Raw genomic sequence first — 13,399 nt, 5'->3', positions numbered from 1 at the left:
TCCCTTTCTTTGTTCTCTTATTTTATCCTAAATCTTCAAGATTGTATCACAGGAATCGCCATTTTTCAACACCATATACAAAAAAAATGCATAAAACTAACTCAAAATATTTTTTTCAAATTTTTTTAATTTTTTTGAATTTTTCTATTGACATTATTCAATTCTTGGGTTATTATAAGTGAGCAGTCGACGAACGGAGCTAAATGAAGTGAAGTAAGCCGGTTGAAAAAATGCAGGAATGGCGGAATTGGCAGACGCGCAGGCTTCAGGTGCCTGTGGTCGCAAGATCGTGTGGGTTCAAGTCCCATTTCCTGCATTCTTTTTTATTTTATCCAAAATCAAAAAGGAGCTGTTGCTTCCGGATGAATATTTATCCAGAGGCAGCAGCTCTTTTTATTTTTCTCATTTTTCCTCAAAAAATCCGGAGAAAAAAGTAAAACCCGGGTTCTCTCCCACTTTCGCTATGATGTAGTCAGTTCAAAGAACAACACATTTACAAAAGGAGGATCCGATCATGAAGCCCTAAACTTTAGACACCAATTACCAATTAACTTCATTCATATGTAAAACAGGAGGAAAAAATATGACTATCAGATTTGATCATTACGATCCCAACGAATTTCTCAGCACTTTCATAGCATTTATTATTGTACTGGCCGGCATCTCCATTTTAGCATGGATAGTTTTCTACTTTATAAAAAATTCCGACAAAACCAAGCCTGTCATCACAAAACGTGTAAAAATCCTCGCAAAACTTCCAGGTGCACACATGGTTGGATGGTATCTCGTTGAATGTGAAGACGGAGAACGTTTAAAACTCAGAACCTTTGAAAATCATAAAGTACTTTTTTCTGTAAATGATATCGGAATTATCCGCTATCAGGGAAACACCATCCTCTCCTTCCAGAGAGAAATAACCAATCCAATCCGCTGAAAGGACACTTTCTATGATTCATGTACGATCTTTCCGCACTGCCGGGAAATGCCACGGATTTGATATCAGCCGGTGTCAGGATCAGATCAGAATACTTTCCGATGCCACACAGACAACCATTGTTTTATGCGACGGGGCTGGAAGCAGCCCCTATGGTGGCATTGCAGCCAGTGTAACTGCAAGTATTCTGGCCCGGAATCTTCATTCTAATTTTGAGCAATATCTCCATAACGCACTTCCCGATATCAAAATGCAGCTCACCCGGACAATAAATAACGAACTGAAAAAAATGGCAAAAGAAATGCAGATCGCTCCCAGACTGCTGGCAACAACCATACTCGCCATTTCCATGGACAAAAACGGCAAATTTATCGGTGTACATCTGGGAGATGGATGCATATTATGGAACATTAACAGTTCCGACCGCCTGCAGACCGTTTCTTCACCCCAAAGTGGAAATACCCCAAATTCAACCTATCTGACCATGAACTGCACTCTTTTTTATTATCTGCGTTTTTATCGCTGGACAAAACCTGGTGCCAGAAGGATCATTCTTTTATCCGATGGAATGAACAGCCTGAACGTTCCTCTCACTTCCGGTATCTTTTCTGTGCAGAATCAAGATCTCCTGAATCAGAAAATGATAAACACCAGAAATTTTGATGATATGAGCTATGTACTCTGTGAGTTAGATGCTCCCTGTTCCAGACAATAACGTCAGTGATACGGACATTTTGGCAAAATCATTCGGAAATATATGTGATATCCACAGTTTTCTCTTTTCTGGCTCCTAGGATCTGCTCCGCTTTTTCCCTCAGCTCTCCGTACCCGTAGAAAGGAATACCATAATATCTGTCGTCATCCCGTCCCAGCGCATATACCATCTCTTTCTCAAAATCCACATAGGCATAAGGAATATCCGCATACGGGTGCAGCTGAGAATTTTCATCCACAGAATAGATATTCAGTACTCTTTCCAGCCATCCGTCAAGGGAACTGATGCTTACCTGGCCCTCTTTTGTATACAGCGCCAGATATCTTCCTTTCGGATCTGTCAAAATATCTGTTTTCTGTGCAGAATCCGTATCCACCACCTGTGTCGCAATGTTTTTTCCGGAAGCAAGATCCCAGATTGTAACTTTTTTGTTGCAGTATACTACCAACTGTTCATCTCTTTTAAAAAATGCCACCAGCGGTTCCTCTGCCCCATTACGGGGAATTGTGAAAAACGGCTCTTTCTTCCCTCCGTCATACACATCAATGGATGTATCACCTACAACTGCAAAACGCTTCGTTGACGTTCCCTGAACTTGCGTCTCTTCCGTCGTTTCCTCCACAGTTTCTTCTGTCTGAATTTTCTTTTTTATATCCTGCGCCTCTGCCGGTTTCATGGATGCATCCTGCGCGATCTGAGAAATAACCAGAAACGGCGTCCCGTCCTTCATCTGAATGATCACTTTTTTATTCGAATCATATAAAAAACCGCCAACAGAACGGTCTTCCACTGAAAAAATCTTCTGATGATTATCCATCCAGAACCGTTCCACACTTCCGTCCGCAAGACCAAGCAGCACTGTACTTTCATCATACACTGCCATTTTCACGATTGGATATGAAAAATCTTCTTCGCATAATATATTGTATGTATTCCTGTCAATGATCATCAGATGTGTACCCAGGTTGACGAAGATCACATCTGCCTTTTTTTCACTGTCAAACTGGAAATCTTCATATACTGCCGCATCTGCATACAGCGAATCTTCATACTGTGTCCGCAGGTAATGGGTCGTATTTTCCCACACTTTTCCCTTTTCCAGCTGATATATTACCTCGCGGTATCTTTTTTTATCATCGATTCCACTGTTTCCAAAAGGCACGTTCTCACATTCTATGGTAAGAAATTCCGAATTACTGATAAAACGGATCGTAGAAACATGATTGGCTTCCAGTGTTGTCTGTTTTCCGGTATTCAGATCAACCGTCTGAATACCTCCGTCCCAGATATCTCCGGAAGCATAATCAAGCCAGCTGACTGCCAGCATATTTCCGTCCGGAGAAATTGCGATGGAAGTTATATGATCCATTGCGTCCACAGTCAGTCTGATCTTTTTCATGCTGCCATGGTTCAGATCATACCGATACACATAAACTCCATCCAGAGACTCGCAACCAAATACAAGCATCCCATCATGAAGTGCCCAGACCGGAGTTTCCAGCATGTTGTCGTCTTCTTTTAACAAAATCCTTTTTATACATTTCTGCTGTTCAATGTCCATGTAGTACGCTGTGTTCTGTGAAAACAACAATATTTTTCCTTCGGAAACAAATTTTCCATCTATAAATATAGAAGTTTCTTCTTCCAGTTTACACTTCCACTGCAAAGACCAATCTTCCATATTGTAAAAATACGCGATTCCGGATTCATCCAGACAGAAAAACACCTTTCCATCCGGACTGCTTTCACCGATATCCGTTGTATTATTTTCCAGTTCCACCTGTCTGTCCGGTCGGAAGCCTTCTACATTTCCTTCATGATGATAACTGTACAGGGCAGAATTCAATGCATAGATCTCTTCCGGAATCACTGGAGTATCCCCGTCTTCCTGTGCCTCCAGAGCAGCCTGCAGTGCTTCTTCCCGGTTTCCTTCCTTCAAAAGTTCCCCAGACAGAGCCACCTGATCCTCTGCCCTGTTTTCCAGGATCCGCCGGTTCTGTTCTTCAATCCTGCGGTTTCTGTCCATGGCAAACAGAAAAAAAGCATTTGCCATCAGCACAGCCAGGGAGCCAATGACTGCATATTTCTTTATGATATAATTTCTCTGTCTCTGTTTCAGAGAATCATATGTGGTTCCTAAGATGGGAGCAGCAATCTTTAACAGTACATTTTTCTTTACATTTCGTATCACCTGTTCTGGTGTTTCCCCTCTTGCATCGGCAGCAAGAACCTCTGCGGTCCTGTCACTGCCCAGCAGTTCCTTTGGAAAAACTTCTTCCGGTTCTCCATCTGTTACTACGGCAAGTATTCTGGATCGGTCATGAAATTCAAGAAATGTTTTTATTTCCAGATTAACCCAGGGGGAATCTTTAGTTTCAGAAGAGCAGATCACGATCAGCCATCCTGAATTTTTCAGCGCTTCCCGGATCTGAAGCCCAAAATCAGAACAGGATGACAGTTCCCCTTCGTCCATAAAAACCCGTCTGATCTTTTTTATTTTATTTTTACGCATCCACGGAATGTGGAAATGTTCCAGTTTCTGCTGAAGTATTTTTGCAGCCTGGCTGTCCGTTTCCCCATGACGATAGCAGATAAACGCATCATATACAACCTGGGAAAGATCGCTTTTATACGGCTGCAGCGCATGAATAAGATCCGATACATCTGCCAGCATTTCTTCACAGGAATGATATCGCTCCTCCGGCGTTTTCTTTAACGCTTTCGAAATGATCTGATGGACTTTATCCGCCATATGAGCCGGACAGTTCAGCTTTTTCAGTTTTCTTTTTGAAAGATACAGGCCGATATTCGCAGAGTCAAGTTCCCTCTGGGTGTATCTCTTTCCGGTCAGCATCAGAAGAAGCAGGTATCCCACACTGTACAGATCTGCCTCTGCTCCCAGCCTCAGAGTTCCATCATTGTGCCCGACAATCTCCGGCGACTCGAATCCCATTGTGGAAAATAATGCTCTGTCACGAATCACAGGACATAACCCGTCCTCGCAGACAGGTCTCGCCGCTCCAAAATCCACCAGAGAAACCAGATTATCTTCCGCCGAAAGGCTTCCTTTTATAAAAACATTTCCGTCCTGGATATCCAGATGGAGAAAACCTGCTTCATGGACTTCCTTTACCGCAAATAATACCTGTTTTATGATCTGAAATGCCTGGACAACCGAAAGTTTTTCTCCCCGGGAAAGATAAGATTTCAGTGCTTTTCCTTTGGATTCCAGTGATGTCATGACTGTAAGTGTATTATTTACCAGATGAAAGGTATGTCCCTCATCAAAAGAGAGCTCAACTTCCCAGGAAGCACTAATGACAGGAATCGTTCTAGCCGCGGTATTGTAAATTTTTCCTGTTATTTCCTGCTCCTGCATCTGCATTTTTCTGACAGAATTAAGATAACGGACTGCTGCCGGATTTTCTGTCGCAGATACGATCTCACCATCTTCCCTGCGCTCAAAAACAAAGGCAGATGACAGTGGAAAACACTCTTTTAACGCATAGTCAATTTCACTGACTGTAATTTTCCCATTAAAATGAGATATTTTTTTACACGGATATACGATACTTCCGCCGCCTTCTCCGACAGGCGTTCCGGTAATTTTATACAGTTCACCCTGGGATAAACGGATCCATGTTCCCTCCCGCAGTACTTTTCGCATTATTTTTATCCCTTTCTTATTCACACTTCTTCCATATTTCCGTATCCGGATTCCAGCCACATATCACTTAAATTCTCTGTTTTTCCATCCCATGACAGAGCCGGTGTTCCTATCTCTTCCGCCACAAGCGCATAAAGAACAAAACGGTCCAGAGGAAATGGCGGATAAAGAGGGTCAAAAGAAAACATCATCAGAAATCCGTTAATACAGCTGATATAACCTTCTATTTTTTCGTATTCATCCCAGCATTCAACCGCATCTTCCAGCTGCCCGAGAATGTTTTCCAGATTTTCAGAAAAATGTTTTTCTTCGTTTGCTTCTGCCATTTCATAAAGTTCATCCCGCAAATCTTCATTTTCATTTCTTGAATATCCGGAAATAAACAGATATGCGAGCAGCAATATATCTTTACGTTCAACAATGGCCGCATTGTCCGGTTTTTCCACAAAACGTCTGATGGCACCCAGACGGTTGCTTCTCTCATAAGCTTTACACACAAGATAAATCTCTTTATTAAATGGTATATTATCATGTTTCGTCTTCAGACTTCCATGAGATGGCAGGCCAATCTCCCCGGGTTCCGCAAACTGCCAGCCATGAGCACACATAAATGCCTTGGCCAGGCTTCCCATATCCGGATAACCATCTTCTGCGATCTCCACCTTAACCTGATTGTCTCCGGAATTTGAGACCTTTCCGACTGCGTCGCTTCTGCGGTCACCTTTGTGATATGCCCAGTAATCGTAAGTTGGATAGAGTTTTACAAGATAGCGTGTCAGTTCCATCAGGTCTTTTCTTCGCTGCAGGGAGTATCCGGAATAATAAACAGAAAGATTATCCGATATCACTTTTTTCGTTTTTTTATCTTTCTTCACGAGGTTTTTTCGTCTGGTAAACTCTGAATCTACGGAATACATGTATTCGATCAGCTTATCTTCCATATCTTCCCGTTCGGATTCCGGGACACTGATACCGGCCAGTTCCGGTATCTGGTTGCTGATCATTCTGGTCATCCCCATATTACCTACAGACTGTATTTTTCCGGCATCTTCTTCATCATACCGTGGCCTGTTCTGTTCATATTTTTTGAGTATGCTTTTTACTTTGGTCCAGTCTCCCCGGGGACGCAGCATTTTGCAGAACAGGCAGATACAGTCCAGCGGATTTCTTACGCTGAACGGTTCATGTCCACAGGCAAGGAGAAATTTTGTCGTAGTATAATCATCCATATTTAAAAGAAAAGACAGTTTTACCGCAAGTTCCCTTTTTCTGGGATATTTTTTGTCACTGAGCCACTGAAACCATTCGGTTGCCTTTACTACCTCGTCCTGTTCCTTTAACATATATTTTTCCAGCCTGGAGCTCAGAACTTTAAGAAATTTCTCCGGCCATGGGACATTGTTGTTTACGGTCAGATCTTCATAAGATTCCCCTGTTTCTTCGGAAACACCACCCAGAAGCTCCGGAAAAGAGACCTGTATCTGCCTTCTCATCAAAAATCCGGCCGTGCAGAGATTTCTGGCATCATTCAGGCTCCTGACAACAGCCATGGGGTCGTTCATCAGTTCTTCACTCATATCCGCCAGTTCTTTCGTCCACATATCCATTGCTTCTTCTGCCTGTCTTGTGAGACTGTTCTCGTATTGAAGGCCTGTATTTTCCATATGTTTTTATTTCCTTTCCCTGTAAAAAATACAGCAACAGGCTCCCTTTCTCTCAGGAGCCTGCCACATCTTCAAATATTTATTCTGTTTTCTCTTCGGATTCTGTTGCAGTTTCTTCTGCTTCTTCCACCACTTCCTGTGTATCTGTCTCTTCCGAAACCTCTGCTTCCGGAGCGGCTTCTTCAGTTTTCACAGTTTCTGTTACTTCCTCTGCTTCCGTAACTTCTGCCTCCGCTGCATCTTTCAGCTCTTCCTCTGCCTGCTCGATTACGTCTGTGGCTTTTTCTTCCAGCTCTGCAGTAGGACACGCGGCTCCACAGTAAGGGCAGAAACTTGCTTCCCGCATAACTGCCTTATGGCAGGCCGGGCAGAATTTTTCACCTTTGCTGGCTGCAATGGCATCCCGGAAGTGATCCGCCTCCAGCATATGCTGACTGATCTCTTCACAGATTGCTCCTACTTCACCATCCACTGCCTCCCCGTGCTCATAACGGGTATAGATCAGTTTTCCGATATCCATCATCAACTTCTCTGTCATACGCTCCTGTGCAGAAAGCTTATTCCGGATTTTCTGAATCTCATAAAGATTTTCTGCTCTGGAGCTGAGCCCCTTCGCCTTCCGTGTCAGTGTATTTCCAAGATCATCCCAAAAATTCGCCATATCTGTCACGCTCCTTTTCTTTTATAAAACACGTTTTCACCCTTCAATGAGCGGAGTTTCCTGACCACGCATCAGAATCTTCGGTCCGCCATTTCCCTGGATATAACCTTCTGTGATCACTACTTCACCGATATTGTCGTCCTTCGGGATCTCGTACATGATATCCAGCATATACTCTTCCAGGATCGCACGAAGCGCTCTGGCCCCTGTGTGACGCTCCAGCGCTTTACGTGCGATGGCATGAAGGGCTCCGTCCTCAAACTCAAGTTTTACCTCATCCAGAGCCAGAAGTTTCTGGTACTGCTTGAGAATAGCATTCTTCGGCTCCTTAAGAATCTTCACAAGCATGTCCTCTGTCAGTCCGTTCAGTGTAAAGATAATCGGAAGACGTCCGATAAACTCCGGGATCATTCCAAACGCACGGAGATCATCTACGGTAACCTTCTCCAGGACATGTGGATCATTGTCATATTTATCCTTCAGATCTGCATAAAATCCGATGGACGCCTGCTTATTCAGCCTCTCCTTGATGATGTTCTCAAGATCTGGGAACGCACCGCCACAGATAAATAGGATATTTCTTGTATTTACCGTTACCATCGGGACCATTGCGTTCTTGCTGGTGGCACCTACCGGCACCTCAACCTCACTTCCTTCCAGAAGTTTCAGAAGTCCCTGCTGAACAGCCTCACCGCTGACATCTCTTTGGTTGGTATTCTTCTTCTTGGCAATCTTGTCGATCTCATCGATAAAGATAATTCCATGCTCTGCTTTCTCCACGTCATTATCTGCCGCTGCAAGAAGCTTGGATACTACACTCTCGATGTCATCGCCGATATATCCTGCCTCTGTAAGAGATGTGGCATCTGCAATAGCAAGCGGCACCTCAAGAAGTTTGGCAAGCATCTTCACCAGATAAGTCTTACCACAGCCTGTCGGTCCGATCATCAGCATATTGGATTTCTCGATCTCAATATCATCCATGGTGTCTGTGGCAACTCTCTTATAATGATTATAGACACCTACAGACATTACTTTCTTGGCATATTCCTGTCCGATCACGTATTCGTCCAATGTTGCCTTGATTTTATGCGGTGCCGGAATATCTTTAAGATTGATCACCGGCTTCGGGGTTTCGGATTTCTTCTTGATTTTCTTCGCCTGATTTCCCGGATTCTGAAGACTGCTGAGGTCGATCATACTCACATTCGGCATGTTAAAAAGATCGGAATAATTTCCGTTACTCATCTGTGTATTCATAGTATCGAAACTCTTCTGCATGCAGTCTGCACAGATATGTATATTATTGGGAAGGTCAATCATCTTCCCTGCCTGACTCTCCGGTCTGCGGCATAAAAAGCAGAATTTTTCATATTTCTGCTCCTGATCATTGTCTTTATTATTATCAAACTCTGCCATAACGTTTCCTTTCTCGTTTTTATTATGCATATTATAGCACATAATCCTCAGGTATCAAATTAACTTTTTATAAAACCAGGGAGCTGCATTTTCCTGCAGCTCCCTGTATAAATTCTATTCGCTGTTTTCTTCTAGTTATCAGAAGATGGCTTGCTTCCCAGTGTAACTTCCACGGTCTGTTCCTTATATTCTCCGCTTTCTGCTCTGGCAATTACCACTTCAATGGTTTCTCCGGACTCGTAATACTGAAGCTTGCTTACCAGGTCATCCTTGCCACTTACTTTCTGTCCATCCAGCTTCACGATAATATCGCCTTTTTTTATTCCGGCATTGTCGGCCGCACCGCCTTCTGTTACCTGTGTAAGGAAAGCACCTGCCGGCATATTATACATCTGGATCGCTTCTGTTGTAAGATCAGCCGCCTTAATTCCCAGATAACCAACCTTGGAAGAATCCTCCACCTTATCACGTGTCTGGCGGTTCATCAGCTCCTCCAGAATTGGCTCTGCCTTGGAAATCGGAATCGCATATCCCATGCCTTCTACCTGGCTGTCCGCATATTTGGCAGCATTAATTCCAATTACTTCACCCTTCATATTAAGAAGTGCGCCGCCACTGTTTCCTGGATTGATTGCCGCATCTGTCTGAATGAGTCCGGATGTCTCTCCTTCTTCTGTACTGATGCTGCGGTTCAGGGCACTTACCCATCCGGAAGTTACAGACTGACCATATCCAAGTGCATTACCAATCGCAACTACCTGCTCTCCTACAACCAGATCATCGGAGCTTCCAAGCTGTGCAATCTTGATCTTACTCATAGTTGCTTCCGGAATGTCTGATTTCTCCACTGCGATCACTGCCAGGTCATTTTCTTCATCGGTACCTTTGATCTTGGCTGAAACCGCATTATCAACATCCACATCGTTTCCGGAACTGTCACCACTGGCCATTGCCTGTGTTTCTTCTTCCGCACCGACAACATCACCATCCGCGAAACATACGGTAAGTGTTGTTGCACCGGATACTACGTGATTGTTGGTTGCAATCAGAAGCTCACTGTCATTTTCACCTACAATGATTCCGGATCCGCTTCCCGCACTCTGATACTGACGTGTTCCATATCCGAAAAAGCTCGGGATCTCCTGAACACTGACGGAAGTAATTGCCACAATAGATGGCATCGTTGCCTGTGCAACGCCTGCTACCGTACCGCTTTCTGCCACAATATCCTGTACGCTGGAATCTGTGGAACTATTATCTGCACTGCTGTTGTCTGTTCCGTCAATGGTTTCTGTTTTTTCAATCTGTGTACTGCTGCCATCTTTTATGAATTTATCAGCTGCAATATTCACTCCCTGGAATACTGCACCCGCAACCAGTCCGAAAATCACAGCCAGAGCCACTGCTGTCGCTGCTTTTTTGCCAAAACCGTTATTCCCATTTCCACCGGATGTTCTGGGTTTTTGTGGTTTCTTGGGCGGTATGCTTCCTCCTGCATAATTTCCTGCCTGAGGCTGATGCACTTCATAATGTCCGTATTTCGGTTTTTCCTGAGCCATACCGCCATTCTGTGTGTTTCCGGCATTGCCCTCCTGCATCCGTCTGCCTGCTGAATATGGATGTGTCAGTGGTTTTTCCATTGTGAAATTCACTTCAGATGTTCTTCTGTCAGAATCTGTTTTCTCTTCCTGTACGGTCTCTATATGATCCATGCCACTGCCTGTTGCACTGCCAGTGTCTGTATTTCCATAAGTATTCAGAGCATTACCCTCTTTAGGAGCGTTGCCGCCTGTTTCCGGCAGGTTTTCACCCCATCTGTTTTCTTCACTCATGATTCTGGTGCTCCCTTCTTTATTTTTTCTTCTGCCATCGCTTTATAAGACACAGTTTAACAGGCAATTGTGTTCAAACTGTGATATATCTTTTAAAAAAGAGTGACCCTCTGATCCGGTTTGTTTATTTCTTTTTCTTCCAGTATTCCGGACTCATGGTGCAGGATAGAATCAGCTTTTCAGGAAGTTTTTTATATCGCTTTCCGAGAAAATATCCCGCATATTTGGAAGCGCTCTGAAAAAACAGTCCCGGTATCATCCAGATGTGTCCTGTTTTTGTCAGATATGCCATACTTTTTTTCACCAGCCGGATTCCCTCCCCTTCAGATGGAACTCCCTCAAATATCTCCGGATGCTCCGCCTGGGAAACACCAAGGTCAAAATTTCTGTGAAACTGCTGCGCGCAGCTGTAATTATGGGAATGGTAAACTCTTGCCTCTGCCACATAGGCAACTCCGTATCCTTTTTTTACCATCCATCCTGCATAAATCATATCTTCATTAAAAATCGCATGTTCCGGAAATCCACCGATTTCGTTATAAATTTTGTGATCATAGGCAGCACAGACATTGGAACAGAAATAGGTTTTAATTCCCCGTGTTGCCAGATCCTTCTCTGTTTTCAGGCAGGACTCTGACGGATAATTAAAAGAACGGGTATATTTTTCCAGGAAACCACAATCACTTTTTGGAAGCTGTCTGGCATAGGCAGCACCGACCTTCTCATTTTCCTGTATCGCTGTAACAAGACTGCCGATCAGTTTCCTGTCTGCCGGCAGGGCATCCTGTGTCATAAAAACCAGAATTTCTGCATCGGACAGCTCTGCGCCCCGTCTTCTTGTTGCCCCGTGATCAAACTCTTCCTTTGTAAGATGATGCACTTCCACAAGAGGATATTTTTCCTCCCATGTTTTTTTCCAGAATTTTTCTTCTGTATTCATAACAATAATTCTGTTAACCGGATATTTCTGAGCACTGAGACGTTCCAGAAGTTTCTCAAATTCCTCCCCCGGACGGTATGCCGGAATGATTACATCTGTTTTCACTGTATTCATAATTTTCTCCTGTCCAGAAAGGACCACCCGTTACTGGATGGTCCTTCTTCTAATTGATTATTTCTTTTTTATTCTCCGTCTGAAAGATCCTCACCGCCGCCGGAATCGCCACCGGAATCTTCTGCGGAATAATCACTTCCAGCATCATCTCCACCGCCGGAATAGTCTGTGTCGTCTCCACCGCCGGAATAGTCTGTGTCGTCTCCACCGCCGGAGTAATCGGTATTATCACCGCCGCTGTAATCCGTATTGTCGCTATAATCACTGTCGTCACTGCTGTAATCATAGGAATATGAAGTATCCGTATCCCCCTGCCATGTATAGGAATCATCCGTTGTGGCACTCGGAGCCTCCGTTGCTGCCGGAGATGTACTCTGTGCCTCACCGCCACCTGCTATTGTGGTAATCTGTGCACTCTTGTTCAGTACATCTTCTGTCGGTGTATAATTTGTATTTCCATACAGGAACTGGTGCATTTTGAGAACATTGGATTCCAAAGTTGTCGGTACAATAACACTGCCCTTAACCGTAGAAAATTTGTAATCCTGCGGGAATCCTGTGGTTTCATCGATTCCATATCCGATCATTGCCGGAATCATTTTCAGGATTTCTGTTTTGGAAACAGAAGTCTTAACCATCGGGAATACCTGATCCATAATATCAAAGATTGTGGAAAGTCCGGCTTTTTTTGCCTTATCTACAATCATCTGGATTACTCTTCTCTGTCTTTCTGTACGTCCCATATCCAGACTTGCGGTATAACGGATACGGCAGTAAGAAGTAGCCTGTACACCATTCAGATGGTAAGTTCCCACAATTGCTTCCTGATCTTCCGGTTTCGGATCCGGCAGTTCAACAGGGGTGTAACTCTTGCCTGTCTCTTCAGAAGTTTCCACACAGTAGTTATTCATATGCACAATCTCTGCATAGGACAGCGGGATATCCAGACCTCCAAGACAGTCTATTACCGTTACCAGAGCGTCGAAGTCAATTGACACATAATCTGTAATATTCAGATCCAGATTGGTATTCAGCATATTGACAGCCTGTGTCGGGCCGCCCAGCGCATAGGCTGCGTTTGCTTTGGAATAGGTATCATCTTTCACATTCAGAAGTGTATCTCGATAGACAGACACAAGCTTGACTGCTTTTGTGTCATTGTTGATACTCGCAATGATGATGGTATCACTGTTCTCTGTATTCAGCTTCTCATTTTTGCTTCTGTGATCCAGTCCGAACAGTGCATATGTGGTATATCCTGTCATCTGCGGTGCCTGATCATTGGTTACGATATCCTGCTCCTGAAGATCTGTCTCCTGAATATCAATCTTATCCAGTTTGGCTGAAATCTGTCCATAAACGTACAGACCGCCTATAAACAGGAGCAGTACGATAATTTCCAGGATAAACAGAACTTTTTTCCTTTTTTTCCGAGGTTTTGACATCTTTTCCT

9 protein-coding genes and 1 tRNA gene are annotated in these 13,399 nt (G+C 43.8%); 3 read left to right on the top strand and 7 right to left on the bottom strand.

Annotation, left to right across the window (positions count from 1 at the left end; all coding sequences use genetic code 11):
• Nucleotides 1-232 precede the first annotated feature (232 nt).
• The 3 genes from GPK88_RS05510 to GPK88_RS05500 all read left to right on the top strand — a co-directional run bounded on the left by GPK88_RS05510 (nucleotide 233) and on the right by GPK88_RS05500 (nucleotide 1,649).
• A tRNA-Leu gene (locus GPK88_RS05510) sits at nucleotides 233-316 on the top strand.
• Nucleotides 317-583: 267 nt separating this feature from the next.
• Complete coding sequence (locus GPK88_RS05505) at nucleotides 584-934, top strand: DUF2500 domain-containing protein (RefSeq protein WP_148445007.1); 351 nt, start codon at nucleotides 584-586, stop codon at nucleotides 932-934.
• Between the two features lie 13 nt (nucleotides 935-947).
• Nucleotides 948-1,649 (top strand): protein phosphatase 2C domain-containing protein, encoded by a 702-nt coding sequence (locus GPK88_RS05500; RefSeq protein ID WP_173771125.1) that lies wholly within the window; start codon nucleotides 948-950, stop codon nucleotides 1,647-1,649.
• A 28-nt stretch (nucleotides 1,650-1,677) separates the two neighbouring features.
• Here the strand turns inward: GPK88_RS05500 and GPK88_RS05495 are convergent, their stop codons facing one another.
• The 7 genes from GPK88_RS05495 to GPK88_RS05465 all read right to left on the bottom strand — a co-directional run bounded on the left by GPK88_RS05495 (nucleotide 1,678) and on the right by GPK88_RS05465 (nucleotide 13,391).
• Entirely contained in the window at nucleotides 1,678-5,316 is a 3,639-nt protein-coding gene (locus GPK88_RS05495; protein WP_215707580.1) for a protein kinase domain-containing protein, read from the bottom strand.
• A gap of 20 nt (nucleotides 5,317-5,336) precedes the next feature.
• On the bottom strand, nucleotides 5,337-6,980 hold the full coding sequence (locus tag GPK88_RS05490) for a hypothetical protein (RefSeq protein ID WP_174095543.1): 1,644 nt from the start codon (nucleotides 6,978-6,980) through the stop codon (nucleotides 5,337-5,339).
• 79 nt (nucleotides 6,981-7,059) lie between these two features.
• Entirely contained in the window at nucleotides 7,060-7,641 is a 582-nt protein-coding gene (locus GPK88_RS05485; protein ID WP_148445011.1) for a zinc ribbon domain-containing protein, read from the bottom strand.
• A gap of 36 nt (nucleotides 7,642-7,677) precedes the next feature.
• On the bottom strand, nucleotides 7,678-9,060 hold the full coding sequence (gene clpX / locus GPK88_RS05480) for an ATP-dependent Clp protease ATP-binding subunit ClpX (RefSeq protein ID WP_243278882.1): 1,383 nt from the start codon (nucleotides 9,058-9,060) through the stop codon (nucleotides 7,678-7,680).
• A 131-nt stretch (nucleotides 9,061-9,191) separates the two neighbouring features.
• Nucleotides 9,192-10,892: a S1C family serine protease gene (locus GPK88_RS05475; protein WP_243278883.1), complete on the bottom strand. Its 1,701-nt coding sequence runs from the start codon at nucleotides 10,890-10,892 to the stop codon at nucleotides 9,192-9,194.
• Nucleotides 10,893-11,016: 124 nt separating this feature from the next.
• Complete coding sequence (locus GPK88_RS05470; protein WP_148445013.1) at nucleotides 11,017-11,946, bottom strand: glycosyltransferase family 2 protein; 930 nt, start codon at nucleotides 11,944-11,946, stop codon at nucleotides 11,017-11,019.
• Nucleotides 11,947-12,014: 68 nt separating this feature from the next.
• Entirely contained in the window at nucleotides 12,015-13,391 is a 1,377-nt protein-coding gene (locus GPK88_RS05465) for an LCP family protein (RefSeq protein ID WP_173761785.1), read from the bottom strand.
• Between the last annotated feature and the right edge of the window lie 8 nt (nucleotides 13,392-13,399).

The sequence above is a fragment of the Blautia sp. MCC269 genome (assembly GCF_018785655.1).
GTDB lineage: Bacteria > Bacillota > Clostridia > Lachnospirales > Lachnospiraceae > Blautia_A.
The sequence above is the reverse complement of the archived record's forward strand: the minus strand, read 5'-3'. Positions and strand labels throughout refer to the sequence as shown.

Coding starts and splice junctions, on each gene's coding strand:
- GPK88_RS05500 (WP_173771125.1), top strand. CDS start 948: ATGATTCATGTACGATCTTTCCGCACTGCCGGGAAATGCCACGGATTT.
- GPK88_RS05490 (WP_174095543.1), bottom strand. CDS start 6,980: ATGGAAAATACAGGCCTTCAATACGAGAACAGTCTCACAAGACAGGCA.
- GPK88_RS05505 (WP_148445007.1), top strand. CDS start 584: ATGACTATCAGATTTGATCATTACGATCCCAACGAATTTCTCAGCACT.
- GPK88_RS05495 (WP_215707580.1), bottom strand. CDS start 5,316: ATGCGAAAAGTACTGCGGGAGGGAACATGGATCCGTTTATCCCAGGGT.
- clpX (WP_243278882.1), bottom strand. CDS start 9,060: ATGGCAGAGTTTGATAATAATAAAGACAATGATCAGGAGCAGAAATAT.
- GPK88_RS05475 (WP_243278883.1), bottom strand. CDS start 10,892: ATGAGTGAAGAAAACAGATGGGGTGAAAACCTGCCGGAAACAGGCGGC.
- GPK88_RS05465 (WP_173761785.1), bottom strand. CDS start 13,391: ATGTCAAAACCTCGGAAAAAAAGGAAAAAAGTTCTGTTTATCCTGGAA.
- GPK88_RS05470 (WP_148445013.1), bottom strand. CDS start 11,946: ATGAATACAGTGAAAACAGATGTAATCATTCCGGCATACCGTCCGGGG.
- GPK88_RS05485 (WP_148445011.1), bottom strand. CDS start 7,641: ATGGCGAATTTTTGGGATGATCTTGGAAATACACTGACACGGAAGGCG.